Below are 18730 nucleotides of genomic sequence, written 5' to 3' on the forward strand. Positions count from 1 at the left end.
AGTGGCACCGGCCGGGGTCTTGTACGTTCCTCACCGATCGCCCGGCTGCTCGTACTCCAGGCCGACGCCGCGCGCCCACAGTCGGGTGGCGGTCTCCACCACCACGTCCGGGTCGTGCTCCTCGCCGTACAGGAAGAGCATCCGGGCGGTGTGCTCCACCATGCCGCCGAGCATGCTCGCCGTGGCCTCGACGTCGATGTCAGCCGAGGCCAGCCCCTCCTCCTGGAGGCGGCGCGTCCCCGAACTGATGCGTTCGACGAAGAGGCCCCGGATCTCCAGGAAGAGGGTCCGGAAGACCGGGTGGCGCGGCGATATCTGCTCGATGACCTGCATGATCCGCGCGTTGTCCCGGTAGGCGGCCAGGAAGCGGACGGTGGCGTGCCGGATCCGGTCCACGGGGGCGGTGCCCCGGGGCGCGGCGGAGCGGGCCGCGTCGAACATCTCCCCGGCCACCCCCTTGGCGACCTCGTGGAAGACCTCGTCCTTGGAGTCGAAGTACGTGTAGAAGCTCCCGTAGGCGATCCCGGCACGGCCGGTGATCTGGGCGATCCTGGTCTCCTCGAACCCGCGTTCCTCGAACTCCTCGCGGGCCGCCTGGACCAGGGCACCCCGCTTGCGCCGCCCGCGTTCCGTGGGCGGTCGCCCGGTGGCCGTCTGCTGTCCCACTGGCATCCCTCGACCCTCGCTCCCCTCGGTCACCGCAGGGGGAGGAACTTCGCGATGACCTCGTTCATGATCTCGTAGGTGCCGCCGCCGATGCTGAACACCCGGGCGTCCCGGTAGTGGCGTTCCACCTCGGTGCCGCGCATGAAGCCCGTGCCGCCGTGCAGCTGGACGGCGTTGTCCACCACGTAGTCCATGGCCTCGGTCGCGGTGTTCTTGGCCATCGCCACCTCGGAGATGAGCGGCTCGCCGTCCTGGAGCCGCTCCGCGATCCCCCGCACGTAGGCGGTGGCGACCTCGGTCCGGCGGTGCATCTCCACCAGCCGGTGCCGCAGGACCTGGCGCCGGGACAGCGGCCCGCCGAAGGCCTCGCGCTCCCGCACCCACGCGACGGACAGGTCGACGCAGCGGCGTGCCATGGCGCAGGCCTGCACGGACAGGCCGATCCTCTCGCTGGCGAACTGGCGCATGATCTGGTGGAAGCCCTGGTCCACGCCGCCGACGAGGTGGTCGGCGGGCACCCGCACGTCGGTCAGGGAGAGCTCCGCGGTGTCCGAGGAGCGCCAGCCCATCTTGTCCAGCTTGCGGGCGGCGGTGAACCCGGGGGTGCCGCGGTCCACGACGAACAGCGAGATGCCGTCGTGGCCGGTGCCGGAGGTCCGGGCGGCCACGGTGACGAAGTCGGCCCGGTACCCGGAGGTGATGAAGGTCTTCGCCCCGTCGAGCACCCACGTGTCGCCGTCACGGACCGCCCTCGTGCGCAGGTGGGCGACGTCCGAACCGGCCTCGGGTTCCGTGATCCCCAGCGAGCAGACCAGCTCCCCGGCCAGCGCCGGGCGGACGTAGTCCCGCACCAGGTGCTCACGCCCGTCCTCGACCAGTGCGGGCAGGGCGATGGTGTGGGTGAACAGCGAGGCGAGGACCCCGGTGGGCACTCCGGCGAGGACCGCCTCCTCGGAGACGACCAGCTGGTCGATCATCTCCCCCTCGCCGCCCACGGACGCGGGCTGGCCGAGCCCGAGCAGCCCGAGCCGTCCGGCCGCGCGGTGCAGGTCCCGGGGCAGTTCGCCCTCGTCCTCCCACCGTTCGACGTGGGGAAGGATCTCCCTGGCCGCGAAGGTCCGCACGGTCTCCCGGAGCGCGGCGCGTTCGGGGGTGTTCCATCGGTCGGTCCGCGGGGTGTCGGTCCCGGTCATGTACGCACACTCGCATCCGTGTCGCGGAGGGGTTCGGCCGGACCCCTGGGAGATCCAGCTCACACTTTGTTATGGTGCGCGGAACATGACAAAACAGTCAACATCTGGGAGCCGCAGGACCGGCGGCCCCGGGAGGAGCCCCCCGTGGTCGACACCGCCGTACTCGTCGAGGACCTGCGAGCCGAGCAGGAGGAACTGGCCGCCCTGCTCCGGGGCACCGACCCCGCCGTCTGGTCCCGACCGACCCCCTCCCCCGGGTGGAGCATCACTGACCAGGTCGCCCACCTGGCCTTCTTCGACGAGTCCGCGCTGACCGCCGTCACCGACCCGCAGGGGTTCGCGACGATGGTGGAGGCGGCGCTGGCCGACCCGGAGGGGTACGTGGACACGGCCGCCGCCCCGCTGGCGGCCCTGCCTCCGGGCGCCCTGCTCGGTCGCTGGTGCGAGGCCTCGGCGGCGCTCCGGAGCGCCCTCCTCGACGCGCCCGCAGGGACGCGGGTGCCCTGGTTCGGGCCGCCGATGAGCGTGCCCTCCAAGGCGACCGCGCGGCTGATGGAGACCTGGGCGCACGGCCAGGACGTGGTGGACGCGCTGGGCACACCCCGACGCCCCACCGACCGCCTGCGCCACGTCGTCCACCTGGCCCTGCGCACCCGGTCCTACAGCTACCTGGCCCGTGGCCTGCCCGCGCCCGTCACGGAGGTCCGGGTGGAGCTCACCGCCCCGGACGGCGGCCTGTGGAGGATGGGCCCGGACGGGGCCGAAGAGGTCGTGCGCGGCGACGCCGAGGAGTTCTGCCTGGTCCTGACCCGCCGCCGCCACCCCGCCGACACGTCGCTGACCGCCGAAGGTCCCGCCGCCCGGGAGTGGCTGGAGGTGGGCCAGACCTACGCGGGCGGTCCCGGCCAGGGCCGCCGTCCCGGCCAGTTTCCGCGCCGTTGAGGTCCCGACCGCCGACACGCGGGCCCGGGAGTCCGAGAGTCCGAGAGCCTGGCAGTCCGAGAGCCTGGGAGGCGGACACCGGGGCGGGCGACCAGACCGTTCGGGAAGTTGACCGAACTGTCAGGACGAGTCCGGGGTCAGGGTGCCCTGAACCCTGATGCGTTGGTTCCGCTCGTCGAACTCCACGAGCGCGGGCGGCCGATGTTCGGTGAGGGAACGAGGGGTGCGGTGTCGGGACGCGGGCGCGGTCCTTCCGGGCTTCGGGGCGGGGGTCCCGGAACTACCGGGCTCGGGAGAGGACCTTCTTCTGCAGGGCCTCCAGCGGACCCTGATGGAAGGCACGCAGCCACAGCAGGGAGGACACCACCAGCACCAGCGACACCACGGCCCACAGGACCAGCACCCACCACCGTCCCGTGTCCGCCATCCGTTCGGCCAGTCCGAGGCCGAAGCCGTAACAGACGAACATGAGGAGGACGTTCTGGGCCACGTACCCGGTCATCGCCATCCGGCCGAGGGCGGAGACCCCCGTGACCACGGGCCCGGTGCCGTTCGTACGGTCCAGCAGGCGGCCGACCAGCCCGATCAGACCCACGGCGACCAGCGGAGCCACCACGTAGCGGTCCATGAGGAGCCAGTCCGGCCCGGCGACGGCGGTGACCACGGTGAGCGGGACGCCGAGGCCGAGACCCCACCCGAGCAGGCGGACGCGGAGGGCCCGCCCGACGGGGTCGCCCGCGAAGGCACCGGCCCGCAGGAGCCGCACCCCCAGCAGGAACATGAACACCATCAGACCGAAGGTGAGGACGGGTTCGAGGCGCAACCCCAGGAAGTGGTCCAGGCGGAAGGCGACCTGGTCCGCGTAGGAACCGTGCGCGTAGAGCTCGACCGCCTCGGGTGGCACGGTCGAGGTCCTCGCGGGATCCGTCACGAGCGCCGCCGTCACCAGGCCCATGAGGGCCACGTGCAGGGACACCGACACCCACATGACCCTGTTCCGGGCGCGCTCCGAACGAGTGAGAAGCCAGGCGACCAGCAGGGCGACCGCCGCGTACCCCATGAGCACGTCACCCGCGAAGACCAGTGTGAAGTGCACCGTCCCCTCGACGAACAGGAACAGCGCCCGCCACCGGTAGGGTCCGGGCCAGCGCGCGCCCCGTCGGGCGGCCGACCGGAACTGGACGGCCAGGCCCGCGCCGAACAACAGCGTGAGCAGGGCGAGGAACGTGCCGTTGGCGGCGGTCCGGAAGACGCCCTCGGCCAGGGTGGCGGCGGAGGGGTCGGCGTGGAACGACGTGAACGGACTCAGCTCGTCGGAGCCGTACAGGATCGCGGCGTCCCCGCCGGGCCCGGCGAACAGCCACACGTTGGTGGCGAGGGTGCCGAGGATGGCGACGCCCCGCAGGACGTCCAGCAGGGGCAGCCGTCCGCCGACGGCACCGCCGGGGGTTGCGCCTCGGAGCGCTGTGTCGTCGCTGGTCACGTCAGGCTTCCTCCGCCCGCGCGGAGAAGAGGCGGTCGAAGTGCAGCCGGAGCAGGCGCTCGGCGGTGGCGTCGTCGAACAGGTCCGGGGTGGCCAGCTGGTGCAGGGTGAGCCCGTCCGCCAGGGCCACCAGGGCCGCGGCCTCGGCGTGGGGGTCGAGGTCGGCGGGGAGCTCGCCCAGGCGCCGCGCGGCGTCCAGCCCCTCCGCCAGCCCGTCGACCAGCTGGCGGGTGGTGGTCCGGTGCAGCTCGGCCATCCCGGGGTCGCGGACGGCGTTGGGGAGGAACTCCAGCCAGACGGTCAGCTCCATGCGCCGCTCCTCGTCCATGGGCAGGAGGGTGTGCGCGATCCGGAACATGAGGTCGCGGACGGGCGCGACCCGCTCCACCGCCTCGATCCTCTCCTCACCGCGCCGGTAGAGGTGCTCGACGCCGAAGCGCAGGAGGTCGGACTTGCTGCGGAAGTAGCGCTGGACCAGCCCCACGGACCCGCCGAGCTCGTCGGCGACGTCCGCGAAGGTGGTCGCGGCCAGGCCCTTCCGGGCGATGGTGCGCAGCAGGGCCTCGGCGACCTGGCGCCTTCTCTCGTCGTGGTCAGCGGTGCGTGGCATATAAAAATATTAGGGACATATTTTTATTACCGCAAACGCTGACCCCTCCCGGCCGCCCCTGGTCCGGGCCTCCCGTGGTTTCCGTGTCCGGGGTCGCCCCGATAATGCGGTGACGGCTTGCCCGCGCACGGGGGCCGGGACGGGCGAACGGGAGGCGACGTGGGAGCGGACGGGCGGGGCGCGAAGGACGCGCCGCGACCAGCGGTGAGCCGCAGGTCCCTGCTGGTCGGCGGGGGTGTTCTCCTGGGCGGCGCCGCCCTGCTGGGCGCCTCGGTCCACGCCGCCCGGGAACGCTGGGACGTGGCGGTCGTGGGGGCCGGGGTCACCGGGCTCTCCGCCGCCCGCAACCTCGCCGACCACGGCCTCTCCGTGGTCGTCCTGGAGGCCCGCGACCGGATCGGCGGCCAGCTGTACACCGACCACACCTTCAGCTCCGTCCCCGTCGAGCTGGGCGCCGGACTGATCCACGGCCGGGAGGCCCACACCTGGGAACTGGTGGCGGAGGCCGGGGTCGAGACCGTCCCGGTGCGCGCCGGGGAGGGGGTGTCCGACCCCGTCCCGACCCCGGAGGCCCCCCGCGACGACGAGGACGCCGCCGCGTACCTGCGCCGGATGGGCGTGCCCGAGGACCGGTGGCCCCCGGTGGCCATCGACAACGAGTCACTGGAGCGGTGGAGCGCCGTGTGGATGCGCGAGTACGGGATCTTCGACTGGTGGTCCGTGCCCCGGGACAACTTCCGGGTGGTCGGCGGCTACGACGGCCTCCTCCCGCCGCTCTCCCACGGGCTGGACGTGCGCCTGGAGCACACGGTGCGCCGCGTGCGGTGGTCCGGGCGCGGCGTGGAGCTGGACACGGCGGCGCCCGACGGGGACCTCACGGTACGGGCGGACCGGTGCGTGGTCACGCTGCCGATCGGGGTCCTCAAGGCGGGCGACGTCGCGTTCGAACCGGAGCTGCCGTCGAGCCATCAGGAGGCGGTCGACGCCCTGGACCGCACCGACGCCCTCAAGCTCGTGTACGAGTTCGACCGCGCGGTCTTCCCCGCCGACGAGGACGCCCTCGGATGGGACGAGGACACCGGCTTCGTGTTCTGGTGCCTGTCCCGGGTCTCCCCCGAGGTGGTGGTGGCCTGGGCCGCGGGAGAGCGCGCCCGGGAGCTCCTGGCGCTGCCGCCGGACCAGCGGTTCGCCGCCGGACTGACGGCGCTGTCCGAAGCGCTCGGGGAACGGCTGCCGACACCCGTCGCGCGGACCACACACGACTGGGCGGCCGACGAGTTCAGCCGGGGCGCCTACCTGGTCGTCCCGCCGGGCGCGCACGACGCACCGGACGCCCTCGCCCGACCGTTGGAGGGAGTGCTGTACTTCGCGGGTGAACCGACCACCGGTGAGAACACCGTGGACGGCGCCTACGCCAGCGGCTACGACACCACGGACGCCCTGCTGGCCCGGGGGTGAGGGCGCACACCCCGACGGATCTCCGGGTGTCCCCAGAACCACACCCTGAACGTTATGCCGGAAATGGGCACTTGTGATGCAATAACCAGTGGGTTCGTGACCCGTGAGGGCCCCGACACCGCGCATCTGCACAGCAAGTTAGAGGGAGGTTGGCGATGACCAACCGCGCGTACGTGATCGCAGGGTCGGAGGCCACCGGCGGCGCCGGGATCCAGGCTGACCTCAAGGCCTTCCAGGAACTGGGCGTCTACGGCATGGGGACGATCACCTGCATCGTCTCCTTCGACCCCGGGAACGGATGGGGCCACCGCTTCGTGCCGGTCGACCCCGGTGTCATCGCCGACCAGATCGAGGCCGCCACCGCCTGCCACGACCTCGACGTCGTCAAGATCGGCATGCTCGGCACCCCCGACACCATCGACGTCGTCTCCAAGGCCCTCCAGCGCCAGACGTGGCGGCACGTGGTCCTCGACCCGGTCCTGATCTGCAAGGGACAGGAGCCCGGCGCCGCCCTGGACACCGACAAGGCCCTGACCGCGCAGATCCTGCCGCTGGCCACCGTGATCACCCCGAACCACTTCGAGGCCCGCACCCTCGCGGGGATGGAGTCGATCGAGACCGTCGACGACCTCGTCGAGGCGGCCCGCCGCATCCGCGAGCTCGGCCCCCGGCACGTGGTCGTCAAGGGCGGCACGGAGCTCCCCGGCCCCGACGCCGTCGACGTCTACTTCGACGGCGAGGAGGTCACCGTCCTGAGCGCCCCGAAGATCGGTGAGGAGCGGGTGAGCGGGGCGGGCTGCACCTTCGCCGCCGCGATCACCGCTGAGCTGGCCAAGGGCGCCGAGGTGGGCGACGCCGTGCGCACCGCCAAGGCGATGGTCCGCGAGGGCATCTCCCAGCGGCTGACGACCCACGCGCCCTTCGCCTCCGTCGTGCCGGTCTCGCCCTCCCAGCCCTGATCCCCACGGGGTGTCCTCGGTCACTCTCGCCACATACGTCGCCCGGATCATGATTGATTCCGGCTGAATCGGACAAGCCTGTGGGTGAATCCGATCGAAGGAGGCTCGCATGTCCGAGAGCGACAAGGCCGAGAACAAGTTCGACGAGTTCAAGGGCAAGGCCAAGGAGGGCGTCGGCAAGGCCACCGGCAACGAGCAGTGGCAGGCCGAGGGCAAGGCCGAACAGACCAAGTCCAAGCTCAAGCAGGCGGGCGAGAAGGTCAAGGACGCCCTGACGCCGGACGACAGGCCCGGACGCGACTAGGACTCCCAGGTCGCACCCAGGACACCAGGGGGAGGTCCCGCACGGGGCCTCCCCCTCGTCACGTCCAGGGGCTCACGGCGTCTCGGGGGCGGTGTCGCCCAGGGAGAGCAGCAGCGTCCGCATCAGGTCGGCGAGCTGCTCCTGCTCCTCCCCGCTCAGGCCGTCGAGCAGGCGCGCCTCGTTCTCCACGTGCGCGGCCACCGCGCCGTCCACCAGCGCCAGACCCTTGCCGGTGAGGGTGACCAGGACACGGCGTCGGCTCGCCGGATCGACCTGTCGGTGGACCAGCTCCTTGCGCACGAGGCGGTCGACCCGGTTCGTCATGGCGGCCGAACCCACCATCATCATCCGGACCAGGTCCTTCGCGGTCAGCTGGTACGGCTCCCCGGACCGCCGCAGCGTGGCCAGCACGTCGAACTCCCAGCGCTCCAGGTCGTACTCGGCCAGGAGGTCGGAGACCCTCCTCCCCAGCAGCTGCTGCAAGCGGTCCATCCGACCGATCACCCCCATCGGGGAGGCGTCGAGGTCGGGCCGCTCTCGGGCCCACTGGGCGAGGAAGAGGTCGACGGCGTCGTTCATCCGGCGATCATAGCGCCGTGGCCTTGACCTCCTCCGCTCCGTTCACCTAACCTTTCAGCATCGAACACTTCGACATCGAAGGGTTGGCTGATGACTCCCCCCGTCACGGCGACCAACGGGCGCGTGCGCGTTCTCGGTGACTCACTGGTCACCGCCCTGGCACCCATGGTGTGGGGCAGCACCTACCTGGTCACCACCGAACTCCTGCCACCCGACCGCCCCCTGCTGGCGGCCCTCCTGCGCGCCCTTCCCGCCGGGCTCCTCCTGGTGCTGTTCGCCCGGGCCCTGCCCTCGGGGGTGTGGTGGTGGCGTTCACTGGTCCTGGGCTCCCTGAACATCGGCGCCTTCCTCTACCTCCTCCACGTGGCCGCCTACCTGCTGCCGGGCGGCGTCGCGGCCCTGGTCATGGCGGTCCAACCGGTGATCGTCATGCTCCTGGCCGCCCTGTTGCTGGGCGACCGGCTCCGACTGACGCACCTCCTCGCCTGCCTGCTCGGCGCGTCCGGCGTGGGCCTGCTCGTGGCGGGCCCGGAGGCCGCCCTGAACCCCGTGGGGATCCTGGCCGGGCTGGCCGCCGCCGTCTCGATGGGCACCGGCCTCGTCCTCACCAAACGCTGGGGGCGCCCCGAGGGGGTGAGCCTGCTGGGCGCCACCGGCTGGCAGCTCACCGCCGGAGGGCTCGTCCTGCTGCCGCCCACCCTGGCCGTCGAGGGCCTGCCCGCGAGCCTCGGCGCGGCCCACCTCGCCGGGTACGGCTACCTGGGCCTGGTCGGCGCCCTGCTCTCCTACGTGCTGTGGTTCCGGGGGCTGGAGCGGTTGCCGGCGCTGGCGGTGTCCTTCCTGTCCTTCGCCAGCCCACTCACCGCGACCCTCCTGGGCTACCTCGTGCTCGGCGAGACCCTCTCCCCCGTCCAGGGCCTGGGCGCCCTCGCCGCGATCGGCGCCGTGCTGCTGGTCCAGCTCACCTCGCACCGCTCCGCCGGACCCGCGCGCGACACCCTCCACCCGCCCAGGTCCAGACCGGCGGAGACCCACGAGGAACCGGTGTCCTGACGGGTCCCTGATCCATGGATCGGGCCAGGTACCGGCGGGCGGGGCCGTGCCGGGGCGTCCTCGGCGCAGGCGGTCCGGTCCGGACCGGCCCTGAGTTCGCGCGGTCGCACCGAGCCAGAACCGACTCCAGCCGGAAACCAACAGAATCCTTCAGTTCGACCCACCCCGTTGACAGCGAACCCGGCGACAGGGCACCTTAATCAAACAAGTTCGCACATTTTCAATCATCGGAGGGCTCGGATGCTGGCCGCGCAACGGCGGGAGCTCATCCTGGAACAGGTCCGACGAGACGGCGGTGTCCGCGTCACCGAGCTGGTCGAGGCCTTCGACGTGTCCGACATGACCATCCGGCGTGACCTCGACGCCCTGGAACACCGGGGCTCGCTGGTGAAGGTGCACGGTGGCGCCGTCGCCGCCGAGGGCGCCCGCACCACGGAGCCCGGGTTCGAGGCGAAGTCCACGCTCCAGTCCGACGAGAAGAGCGCGATCGCCCGCGCCGTCGCGGCACTGGTCGAGCCGCACAGCGCCGTGGGGCTCTCCGCCGGGACCACCACGGCCCTGGTCGCGGAGCACCTGCGGGACACCCCCGGACTGACCGTCGTCACCAACTCGATCCACGTGGCCGAGGTCCTCTACCGCTCCGCGCGCACCGACCAGACCGTGGCGCTCACCGGCGGGTTCCGCACCCCCTCGGACGCGCTCGTGGGCCCGATCGCCCTGGCCTCCGTCCGCGGGATCAACCTGGACACCCTGGTCCTGGGCGTGCACGGCATCCACGACCAGGCCGGGTTCACCACGCCCAACCTGACGGAGGCCGAGACCAACCGGGCCCTCGTGGAGGCGGCCGGGACCCTGGTGGTCGCCGCCGACCACACCAAGTGGGGCACGGTCGGGCTCAGCACCATCGCCCCGCTGGACCGCTGCGACGTGCTCGTCACCGACGACCGGATCACCCCCGCCGCACGTGAGACCCTCCAGGACCGCGTGGGCCGCCTCGTGGTCACCGACGTCCCCCGGGAGGACGGATGAGGAAGACCGCCGCGCGGCTGGCCGACGGCCGCGAGATCATCTACTACGACGAGGAGGGCAGCGTCCGCGAGGAGGTCCCGGACCGGCGCGACCTGCCGCCCACCGTCTCCGGATCCGAGCTGCGCTGGGACCCGCTCCGGCGCGAGTGGGTGATCATCGCCGCGCACCGCCAGGACCGCGTCCACCTGCCGCCGAGCGACGAGTGCCCGCTGTGCCCCTCCCGGGACGGTCACCACTCCGAGGTGCCCTCGTCCTCCTACGACGTCGCGGTCTTCGAGAACCGCTTCCCCGCGCTGAGCGGACCCGAGGGACGCTGTGAGGTGGTCTGCTTCTCCTCGGACCACGACACCTCGCTCGCCGCGCTCGGGCCCCGGCGCGTGCGCACCCTCGTGGACGCGTGGGCCGACCGGACCGAGGAGCTGTCCGCCCAGCCCGAGGTGGCCCAGGTGTACGTCTTCGAGAACCGGGGCCGGGAGATCGGCGTGACCCTGCACCACCCCCACGGGCAGATCTACGCACTGCCCTTCGTCACCCCCCGGACCGAACGCGACCTCGACTCGGCCCGGCGGCACCGCACGGCCACGGGCGGCGACCTGTTCTCCGACATCCTGGCCGCCGAGAGCGCCGGGCCCCGCGTGGTGCTGCGCAACGAACACTGGACGGCCTTCGTCCCCGAGGCGGCCCGTTGGCCCGTGGAGGTCCACGTCTACCCCCACCGGGCCGTGCCCGACCTGCCCGCCCTGGACGACGGCGAGCGCACCGCCCTCGCGGAGCTCTACGCCGACCTCCTGGGCCGCGCGGACCGGCTGTACGACACCCCGCTCCCCTACGTCTCCGCCTGGCACCAGGCGCCCGCCCACGACCCGGAGGCGCGCGGACTGGCCCGGCTGCGCCTCGAACTGTTCTCCGTACGCCGCGCCCCCGGCAGACTCAAGTACCTGGCCGGGACCGAGTCCGGCGCGGGTGTGTTCAGCAACGACGTGGCCCCCGAGGCCACGGCCCGACGACTCCGAGAGGTCTGATCCGTGAAACTCCTCGTCACCGGCGGCGCCGGCTACGTCGGCGGTGTCGTCACCGCGCTGCTGACCGGGGCCGGGCACGAGGTCACCGTGCTCGACGACCTCTCCACGGGGCACCGGGACGCGGTCGCCCCCGGGGCGATCCTGGTCGAGGGGGACCTGCGCGCCGCCACCGACGTGCTCGACCCGTCCTTCGACGGGGTCGTGCACCTGGCCGCGAGGTCCCTGGTCAGCGAGTCCGTCCGGGACCCGGGACCGTACTGGGAGACCAACGTGGGCGGCACCCTGGCCCTGCTGGAGGCCGCGCGCACCCACGGGGTGCGCCGCCTCGTGTTCTCCTCCACCGCCGCCACCTACGGCGACCCGCCCACGGACGCGCCGCTGCGCGAGACCGACCCGGCCCTGCCCACCAACCCCTACGGTGCGAGCAAGCTCGCCGTGGACCATCTGCTCGACGGGTGGGCACGGTCGCACGGGCTGGGCGCGGTGAGCCTGCGCTACTTCAACGTCGCCGGGGCCCACCTGGGGTTCGGCGAACGGCACGAGCCCGAGACCCACCTCATCCCGAACCTCCTCCGGGTGGCCTCCGGGGAGATCCCGCACGCCTCGGTCCTCGGTACCGACTACCCGACCCCGGACGGCACCGCCGTCCGCGACTACCTGCACGTGGCCGACCTCGCCGGGGCCCACCTGGCGGCGCTGGAGCACGCGGCCCCCGGTACCCACCGGGTGTTCAACCTGGGCGGCGGCACCGGTTCCTCGGTGCGCGAGGTCCTGGCCGCCGTGCGGCGGGTCACGGGACACCCGGTCCCGGTGGTGGAGGAGCCCCGGAGAGCCGGTGACCCGGCGGTTCTGGTCGCCGCCGTCGACCGGGCCCGCCGGGAGCTGGGCTGGGAGCCCACCCGTGGACTCGACGAGATCGTGGCGGACGCGTGGGACTTCACGCGTGCCGGGGAGGTCTCCCGGTGAGCGCCGCGACGGAGTTCCGGGCGGCGTTCGGCACGGAGCCCGAGGGGGTGTGGACCGCGCCGGGGCGGATCAACCTCATCGGTGAGCACACCGACTACAACGACGGCTTCGCGCTCCCGATCGCCCTGCCCCACGCGCTGACCGTGTCCGCCGCGCGCCGTCCGGACGCCCGGGTGCGCCTGCGTTCACGGGAGTTCCCCGACGTCTTCGAGGCGCGGCTGGCCGACCTCTCCCCCGGTACGGTGCCCGGCTGGGCCGCGTACCAGGCGGGCGCGCTGTGGGCGCTGGTCGACGAGGGGCACCGGATCGGCGGACTGGACCTGCTGGTGGAGAGCGGCATCCCCACCGGGACGGGGCTGTCCACCTCCGCGGCGGTGTGCTGCGCGACGGTCCTGGCCGCCACCGGTCTGTACGGGTCGGAGCCCCCTCCGGCCGAGGTGGCCCGGCTGGCCCAGCGGGCGGAGAACGACTTCGTCGGGATGCCCTGCGGGATCATGGACCAGTCCGCGGTCATGCTGGCGGACGAGGGCCGGGCGCTCTTCCTGGACTGCCGCTCCCTGGAGACCGAGCAGGTACCGTTCGACCCGGCCGCCCACGGGCTGTCCCTGCTGGTGGTGGACACCCGGGCGCCGCGCCGTCTGGTCGAGGGCGCCTACGGCGAGCGACGGCGCTCCTGTGAGGAGGCGGCCCGGATCCTGGGGGTGCGGGCGCTGCGCGACGTCTCCGTCGGGGGGCTTCCGCGGGCGCTGGCCGCACTGCCCGATCCCGTGGTCCGCCGCAGGGTGCGGCACGTGGTCACCGAGAACGCGCGGGTGCTGGAGACGGCGGCGCTCTTCCGCGCCGGGCGCCCCCGTGCGGCGGGCCCGCTGTTCACCGCCTCCCACGTCTCCCTCCGGGACGACTTCGAGGTGAGCGTTCCGGAGGTGGACACCGCGGTCTCCGCCGCCCTCTCCGCCGGTGCGCTGGGGGCCCGGATCACCGGCGGTGGTTTCGGCGGCTGTGTCATCGCCCTGGTGGAGTCCGGGGCCGTCATGGACTGCGGCAAGGCGGTACGCGTGGCCTTCGCCGAACGCGGCCACACCGAACCGGTGGTGTTCACCGCCCTGCCCTCCGCCGGGGCCCGCCGCCTGAGCTAGGGAAGGAAGGAACGGATGCGCCGCGCCTCGGTCTCACTGCCGATCTCGCGGTAGAGCCGTTCCGCCTCCACGAGGTGGTCCCGCCAGTTCCTCTCCCCGGCCAGCTGGGTCACACCGGCCAGCGCCTCACGCACCCGGGCCATCTGCACGGTGTGGCCCCGGGCCTCGAACCCGGCCAGGGAGAGCTCCAGTTCGCCCCGGGCCTCCCCGCCACGGCGCTTGCCGTTGAGCGCGCGGCCGCGTTCCAGGCGCACCCTGGCGAGGTTGACCTCGTCCACCGGAGGAGCGGCGAAGACCATCAGAGCCGTGTCCAACCGCTCCAGGGCGTGGTCGAAGCGGCCCAGGGTCACCAGCGACCGTCCGCGCAGCAGGTCCAGCACCGCCGTCCCCCCGGGTCGCCCGTCCGGGTTCCGGAGCGGTTCGACCAGGTCGAACAGGTCCAGCGCCTCCTGGTCGCGCCGATCCCGCTGGGCGACGACGCCCCGGGCCTCCAGGGAGGCGGCGCGCGCCCGGTCGTCACCCTCGGCCTCGGCCAGCGCGAGGGAGGCGACGAACTCACGGTCCGCCCCCGCCAGGTCCCCCGCGTCGAGCAGCACGAGGCCCAGGAGGTGGCGGACCCAGGCCTCCAGCCCGGTGTCACCGAGCCTCCGGGCCGTGTGCAGGCTCGCCTCGAGCAGGTCGGCGGAGACTCCGGACCCGTGCTCGGCCCAGCGCGCGCAGGCCCGCAGGGAGTCCATGTTGGTGCGCATCCAGGCGCTGGTCTCCTCCGGCCCCTCCACGTCGAGCAGGACGGTGGTCCGAGGGGTGTCCTTCTTCTGGTCGGTGTCCACGGGTCGGCCCCCTTCGTGGCGAACACGCGCACCGGGCGGTGACCACGCCGCCGACGTCTCCGCTGGCCGAACCGCGCCCGGTGCTCACGATTGCCCATGATGGTCGAGACCGGAGTAATCCACCAGGAGTTTCACAGGCCGCTCCCGGCCCCGCCCAGCGGCCCCTTCCGGGAGAAAGCCCGACCCACCTGCGACGACGCCGGAACGGGACCGCGGCCCGCGCGTCCGGACCTGGCCACGTCGAAGGTGCCCGAGGGGCTGTGGAGGATCGGGCTTCGCACCGCCCGGTCTTGCTGAGAGCGTGTCCGTGGGCGAGGGTGGCTGGTGCACGGCAAGACCACTGACACCGGAGGGTCCCATGGGAGTGCGGTTCGGACTGTTGGGCACGGGCTTCTGGGCCAGCGAGACCCACGGCGCCGCGCTGGCGGCGCACCCGGAGGTGACCCTGGTGGGGGTCTGGGGTCGCGACCCCGCGAAGGCGGCGGGGTTGGCCGAGGGACTGGGCACGCGGCCCTACGAGGACGTGGACGCGCTCCTCGCCGACGTCGACGCCGTCGCGATCGCCCTCCCCCCGGACGTCCAGGGCGACCTGGCGCTGCGCGCGGCCCGGGCCGGGAAGCACCTGCTGCTGGACAAGCCACTCGCCCTGTCCGTCGAGGCGGCCGACGCGATCGTGGCCGAGACGCGGGCGCGCGGTCTGGCCTCCGTGGTCTTCTTCACCAGCCGCTTCTCCGACACGGTGAACGACTTCCTGGTCCGGGCCGCCGACGACGGCGGCTGGGACGGGGTGCGGGCGACCCTGTTCGCGTCGATCTTCCAGCCGGGCAACCCGTACGGAGCCTCTCCCTGGCGCCGGGAGCGGGGCGGGTTGTGGGACGTGGGACCGCACGTGCTCTCAGCGGTGCTGCCCGTGCTGGGACCGGTCGAGGAGGTCACGGCGGTCGCGGGCCCCCGGGACAGCGTGCACGTGCTCACCCGGCACCGGGGCGGGGCGGTGGGTTCCCTCTCGGTGTCGCTGGACGCGGCACCGGAGGCGGGCGCCTTCTCCGTCGACCTCTACGGCGCGCACGGGTGGCGGGCGGTTCCGGGCGGGGGCCGGAGCGCGGTCGAGGCCTTCGGATCGGCCGTCGACCGTCTGTTGGCCCAGCTCCGCGACGGCCCCGGTGACCCGTGTGACGTACGTTTCGGCCGGGACGTCGTGGCCGTCCTCGCCGCCGCGCAGGCCTCCGCGAGCGGCGGTGGGACGGTACGCGTGGCCGAGGCCACCGGAACATATCCGGTGGCCTCGGACTGAGTCGCGGTGCGGCGGATCAGGCCGTGCTGGTGTTGTTCTTGGAGTACATGCCGTCGGCGAGGTACACGATGCCTGCGGCGACCAGGACCTGAACGATCAGCACGAACAACCAGAACCCGGTGAAGAGGCTCGCGATCCAGCCACCGACGAAGGCGGCCACGATGCCCAGGAGCAGCGTCAGCCAGATGGGCAGGTGCTGCTTTCCGGGAACTATGAGACGTCCGAGCGCACCGATGATCAGTCCAACGATGATCGCGGTGATGATTCCAGAGATCTCCACGAGTCCCTCCCCAGGTAGACGCGTTCCTCCCGTTCCCGCTCCGGAAGCCGTGGACACCGGACCAGACACATCCTTTGCCCCGCATTGTGCACTTTGGGGGCATCTCCGCGGACCCCGATGGACCCCGCGCCGGGACCAAGGACCCTCTCCGACACCCGGAAGCCGTTCACACCTCGCAATGCGGCGGGGGAGCCACGCCGGGACGCGGGAGCCACGCGTCTCGGGGCGGGTCCGCTCCCTCGGGGTTCTGCCGTCCGCAGAAGGCTCCCGGAACCCCTCCCGGTACGGCACCGGCGCGGCGTAGGCTCGAAGGGTCGGGACACGGCAACACGGGAGGCACCGATGTCCGAAGGCGTCCTGCGCGCGCTGGACGAGGCCCGCGAGGGCGACCGCTCCCGGGCGCGTCCCGGTGAGCCCCTGATGCGCGACCTCATCGGTGACCTGCTGCGCCGCACCCGGGTGGAGCAGGGGCGCACCCTGCGCGAGGTGGCCGAGGACGCCCAGGTGTCCCTCCCCTACCTGTCGGAGGTCGAGCGCGGCCGCAAGGAGGCCTCCTCCGAGGTCCTCGCCGCGATCTACCGCTCCCTGGGTCTGAGCATCATCGACGTCCTCGGGGAACTCCACCGGCGCACCCTCGTCGCCCGGTACGGGGCCGTCACCCAGCCCAGGTCCTCCCGCGTCGTCGACGAACCGGGCACGGGGGTTCCGAGCGTGCTCCTCAGGAGCCGGTCGGTCCACGGCACGCCCGCGCCGTACCGCCGGACCGGAGTGGTGTCGCTCGCGGCCTGACCCACGACGGCCCCGGGTCCGCCCCGGGGCCGCGCCCGCTCAGGCGGTGACCCGCGTCAGGTCGCGGGTGGTGATGACCTCGTCCACCAGGCCGTAGTCCCGGGCCTGCCACGCGGTGAGGATCATGTCCCGGTCGGTGTCGGCCCGCAACCGCTCCTGGGTCTGGCCGGTGTGCCGCGACAGGATCTCCTCCACCTGGGACCGGACCCGCAGGATCTCGGCGGCCTGGATCTCCAGGTCGGCGGCCTCCCCCCGGCCCTCCGTGGACGGCTGGTGCAGCAGCACCCGGGCGTGCTCCAGCGCGGCCCGTTTGCCCGGGGCCCCGGCGGCGAGCAGCACCGCCGCGGCGGAGGCGGCCTGTCCCATGCAGACCGTGGCGACGTCCGCGCGGACGAAGCTCATCGTGTCGTAGACGGCGGTCAGGGCGGTGTTCGAGCCGCCCGGCGAGTTGATGTACAGCTGGATGTCCAGGTCCGGGCTCTCGTAGTCCAGGTGCAGCATCTGCGCCATGACGACGTTGGCCACGTCGTCGTCGAGCGGCGTGCCCAGGAAGATGATGCGTTCGGACAACAGCCTGCTGAACACGTCGAACGAGCGCTCGCCGTTGGGGGTCCGCTCGATGACCATCGGTACCGTGTAGCGCCCGCTCATCGGGGGTCCCCCGTCCGTGCTCCGAAGCCGGTCGAGCCCCGCCCCAGGCGCATCACGCCCTCCATCTGGTCGATCGACTCCACCACGTGGTCGACGAAGCCGTAGTTCCGCGCCTCCTCGGCGGTGAACCAGGCGTCCCGGTGCTGGTCGGCGGTGATGGTCTCCGCACTCTGACCGCTGTGCCGCGCGATCAGCTCGATCATCGTCCGCTTGGTGTGCGCGAGGTTCTCCGCCTGGATGGCGATGTCCGCCGCCGTACCGCCCAGGCCCCCGGACGGCTGGTGCATCATGATCCGCGCGTGCGGCAGGCTGTACCGCTTGCCGGGCGCGCCGGTGCAGGCGAGGAACTGGCCCATGCTCGCGGCGAACCCCATGACGAGGGTGGACACGTCGTTGGGGACGAAGTTCATCGTGTCGTAGATGGCGAGACCCGCGGAGACCACGCCGCCGGGGCTGTTGATCGCCAGGGTGACGTCCCGGTGCGGGTCCTCGTCAGCGAGCAGGAGCAGCTGGGCGCAGACACGGTTGGCGCTGTCCTCGTCGACCTGCGTTCCCAGGAGTACGACGCGGTTGCGCAGCAGCCGTGCCGCGAGCTGGTCGTCGAAGCTCCCACCCGGCGCGTGCTCCGCGACGAGTTGTTGGTGGATCGGCATGGGCCCTCCTCGGTCCGGCGTTCGCGGAACGGACCACACGTCCGTTCCCGCCGGTCCTCCCAGCCTGGGCCGGTGCGGGCTCCGACCTCCACCGTTTCGGCCCGGGGCAGATCTGCCACGGGCAGAGCACCGGGGACGACTCAGGTGTCGTCTATGGCCTCACGCAGGTCGCGCAGGACATCGAGGACCACGGGACGCAGCGAGGGCCTTATCGCGTCGAAGACCTGGCGCTGTTTTCGTTCCATGTACTTGCGCCGTTCGGCGAGCACCCGCTCGCCCTCCTCCGTGATGGCCACCACGGTGCTGCGTTCGTCACGTTCCGAACGGCGCCGGACCATCATTCCCTTGCGTTCCAGCTGCTGGATCATCCGCGTGGCCGACGGGGACGACACGCCGACGATGTGAGCAACCGCACCGACACTCGGACTGTCCATGCCGCGTACCGCTTCCATCAGCAACGACTGTGTCAGGGTGAGTTCCTCGGCACCGCGATGCCCGTGCCCGCCGCGTGAGCGCGCATGGAGCGCCGCGTTGATCAGTTCGGTCCACACACGCTGGAACTCCTCGAGTTCAGCGGCGTTGGGCTCGGGTGATTCCTGCTGATCAGAACAGGGCTCGGGGGTCTCGTCGGGCACGAAACGGTCCTCGCAGGCTGGGCAGTGACGCGGGTCCTCGACCCGCGCGGAGGTTTGACGTTTGTGTAGTCTAGCTATTAAATAGCTTGCGCACGCAAGTTCAAGTTAATCCATGCCCCCTCAAAACGGTAACGACACCCCGTACACCGATCCGGTTGTGGCGGAGTTGTCTGCTGCGGGGCGTGGACGTCCGCCCGA

At 72.3% G+C, this 18730-nt stretch carries 21 protein-coding genes; 11 read left to right on the forward strand and 10 right to left on the reverse strand.

What is annotated here, in order from left to right:
* Window positions 1-30: 30 nt before the first annotated feature.
* Both ACFW3L_RS11200 and ACFW3L_RS11205 read right to left on the reverse strand, forming a co-directional pair.
* Window positions 31-666: a TetR/AcrR family transcriptional regulator gene (locus ACFW3L_RS11200; RefSeq protein WP_378738899.1), complete on the reverse strand. Its 636-nt coding sequence runs from the start codon at window positions 664-666 to the stop codon at window positions 31-33.
* 29 nt (window positions 667-695) lie between these two features.
* A complete protein-coding gene (locus ACFW3L_RS11205) occupies window positions 696-1859 on the reverse strand; it encodes an acyl-CoA dehydrogenase family protein (protein ID WP_378738902.1) in 1164 nt (387 codons plus the stop codon).
* 144 nt (window positions 1860-2003) lie between these two features.
* On the opposite strand from ACFW3L_RS11205, the gene ACFW3L_RS11210 reads away from it, so the two are divergent.
* Entirely contained in the window at window positions 2004-2801 is a 798-nt protein-coding gene (locus tag ACFW3L_RS11210) for a TIGR03084 family metal-binding protein (RefSeq protein WP_378738904.1), read from the forward strand.
* Window positions 2802-3081: 280 nt separating this feature from the next.
* On the opposite strand, the gene ACFW3L_RS11215 is transcribed toward ACFW3L_RS11210, so the two are convergent.
* Together ACFW3L_RS11215 and ACFW3L_RS11220 are read right to left on the reverse strand one after the other, a co-directional pair.
* Entirely contained in the window at window positions 3082-4284 is a 1203-nt protein-coding gene (locus ACFW3L_RS11215; RefSeq protein WP_378738906.1) for a DUF418 domain-containing protein, read from the reverse strand.
* A 1-nt stretch (window position 4285) separates the two neighbouring features.
* Window positions 4286-4894 carry a TetR/AcrR family transcriptional regulator gene (locus ACFW3L_RS11220; RefSeq protein WP_378738908.1) on the reverse strand — a complete coding sequence of 203 codons (609 nt, stop codon included), beginning with the start codon at window positions 4892-4894 and terminating at the stop codon, window positions 4286-4288.
* 204 nt (window positions 4895-5098) lie between these two features.
* On the opposite strand from ACFW3L_RS11220, the gene ACFW3L_RS11225 reads away from it, so the two are divergent.
* From ACFW3L_RS11225 to ACFW3L_RS11235, 3 genes are all read left to right on the forward strand, one after another.
* On the forward strand, window positions 5099-6352 hold the full coding sequence (locus ACFW3L_RS11225; RefSeq protein ID WP_378738910.1) for a flavin monoamine oxidase family protein: 1254 nt from the start codon (window positions 5099-5101) through the stop codon (window positions 6350-6352).
* Between the two features lie 155 nt (window positions 6353-6507).
* Window positions 6508-7311, forward strand: a complete 804-nt coding sequence (gene thiD, locus ACFW3L_RS11230) for a bifunctional hydroxymethylpyrimidine kinase/phosphomethylpyrimidine kinase (RefSeq protein WP_378738913.1) — start codon at window positions 6508-6510, stop codon at window positions 7309-7311.
* A 109-nt stretch (window positions 7312-7420) separates the two neighbouring features.
* On the forward strand, window positions 7421-7615 hold the full coding sequence (locus tag ACFW3L_RS11235) for a CsbD family protein (protein WP_378738915.1): 195 nt from the start codon (window positions 7421-7423) through the stop codon (window positions 7613-7615).
* Between the two features lie 72 nt (window positions 7616-7687).
* On the opposite strand, the gene ACFW3L_RS11240 is transcribed toward ACFW3L_RS11235, so the two are convergent.
* Window positions 7688-8194 carry a MarR family winged helix-turn-helix transcriptional regulator gene (locus tag ACFW3L_RS11240; protein ID WP_378738917.1) on the reverse strand — a complete coding sequence of 169 codons (507 nt, stop codon included), beginning with the start codon at window positions 8192-8194 and terminating at the stop codon, window positions 7688-7690.
* 90 nt (window positions 8195-8284) lie between these two features.
* Here ACFW3L_RS11240 and ACFW3L_RS11245 point away from each other — a divergent pair, with 90 nt between their 5' ends.
* The 5 genes from ACFW3L_RS11245 to galK all read left to right on the forward strand — a co-directional run bounded on the left by ACFW3L_RS11245 (window position 8285) and on the right by galK (window position 13400).
* Complete coding sequence (locus tag ACFW3L_RS11245) at window positions 8285-9247, forward strand: EamA family transporter (protein ID WP_378738920.1); 963 nt, start codon at window positions 8285-8287, stop codon at window positions 9245-9247.
* Between the two features lie 240 nt (window positions 9248-9487).
* Window positions 9488-10276, forward strand: coding sequence for a DeoR/GlpR family DNA-binding transcription regulator (locus ACFW3L_RS11250; protein ID WP_378738922.1), 789 nt, complete (start codon window positions 9488-9490; stop codon window positions 10274-10276).
* Entirely contained in the window at window positions 10273-11298 is a 1026-nt protein-coding gene (galT, locus tag ACFW3L_RS11255; RefSeq protein WP_378738924.1) for a galactose-1-phosphate uridylyltransferase, read from the forward strand. Before ACFW3L_RS11250 ends, galT begins: the two co-directional genes overlap by 4 nt.
* A gap of 3 nt (window positions 11299-11301) precedes the next feature.
* Entirely contained in the window at window positions 11302-12264 is a 963-nt protein-coding gene (galE, locus tag ACFW3L_RS11260) for a UDP-glucose 4-epimerase GalE (RefSeq protein ID WP_378738927.1), read from the forward strand.
* Window positions 12261-13400 carry a galactokinase gene (gene galK, locus ACFW3L_RS11265; RefSeq protein ID WP_378738929.1) on the forward strand — a complete coding sequence of 380 codons (1140 nt, stop codon included), beginning with the start codon at window positions 12261-12263 and terminating at the stop codon, window positions 13398-13400. The genes galE and galK overlap by 4 nt, the downstream gene beginning before the upstream one ends.
* Here galK and ACFW3L_RS11270 read toward each other — a convergent pair.
* Window positions 13397-14230, reverse strand: a complete 834-nt coding sequence (locus ACFW3L_RS11270; RefSeq protein ID WP_378738931.1) for a hypothetical protein — start codon at window positions 14228-14230, stop codon at window positions 13397-13399. The genes galK and ACFW3L_RS11270 overlap by 4 nt on opposite strands.
* 358 nt (window positions 14231-14588) lie before the next feature.
* Here ACFW3L_RS11270 and ACFW3L_RS11275 point away from each other — a divergent pair, with 358 nt between their 5' ends.
* Window positions 14589-15524, forward strand: a complete 936-nt coding sequence (locus ACFW3L_RS11275) for a Gfo/Idh/MocA family protein (RefSeq protein WP_378738933.1) — start codon at window positions 14589-14591, stop codon at window positions 15522-15524.
* Window positions 15525-15540: 16 nt separating this feature from the next.
* Here the strand turns inward: ACFW3L_RS11275 and ACFW3L_RS11280 are convergent, their stop codons facing one another.
* Entirely contained in the window at window positions 15541-15804 is a 264-nt protein-coding gene (locus tag ACFW3L_RS11280; RefSeq protein ID WP_378738935.1) for a GlsB/YeaQ/YmgE family stress response membrane protein, read from the reverse strand.
* 342 nt (window positions 15805-16146) lie between these two features.
* Between ACFW3L_RS11280 and ACFW3L_RS11285 the strand changes: the two genes are divergently transcribed.
* Entirely contained in the window at window positions 16147-16593 is a 447-nt protein-coding gene (locus ACFW3L_RS11285) for a helix-turn-helix domain-containing protein (protein ID WP_378738937.1), read from the forward strand.
* A gap of 39 nt (window positions 16594-16632) precedes the next feature.
* On the opposite strand, the gene ACFW3L_RS11290 is transcribed toward ACFW3L_RS11285, so the two are convergent.
* From ACFW3L_RS11290 to ACFW3L_RS11300, 3 genes are all read right to left on the reverse strand, one after another.
* The gene (locus ACFW3L_RS11290; RefSeq protein ID WP_378738939.1) at window positions 16633-17244 is read right to left on the reverse strand and encodes an ATP-dependent Clp protease proteolytic subunit; all 612 of its coding nucleotides are present in this window, start codon (window positions 17242-17244) and stop codon (window positions 16633-16635) included.
* Complete coding sequence (locus tag ACFW3L_RS11295; RefSeq protein ID WP_378738941.1) at window positions 17241-17897, reverse strand: ClpP family protease; 657 nt, start codon at window positions 17895-17897, stop codon at window positions 17241-17243. The genes ACFW3L_RS11290 and ACFW3L_RS11295 overlap by 4 nt, the downstream gene beginning before the upstream one ends.
* Before the next feature lie 140 nt (window positions 17898-18037).
* Window positions 18038-18532 carry a MarR family winged helix-turn-helix transcriptional regulator gene (locus tag ACFW3L_RS11300; protein WP_378738943.1) on the reverse strand — a complete coding sequence of 165 codons (495 nt, stop codon included), beginning with the start codon at window positions 18530-18532 and terminating at the stop codon, window positions 18038-18040.
* Window positions 18533-18730: the final 198 nt, after the last annotated feature.

Source organism: Nocardiopsis sp. NPDC058789 (assembly GCF_042745575.1).
GTDB classification, from domain to species: domain Bacteria; phylum Actinomycetota; class Actinomycetes; order Streptosporangiales; family Streptosporangiaceae; genus Nocardiopsis; species Nocardiopsis eucommiae.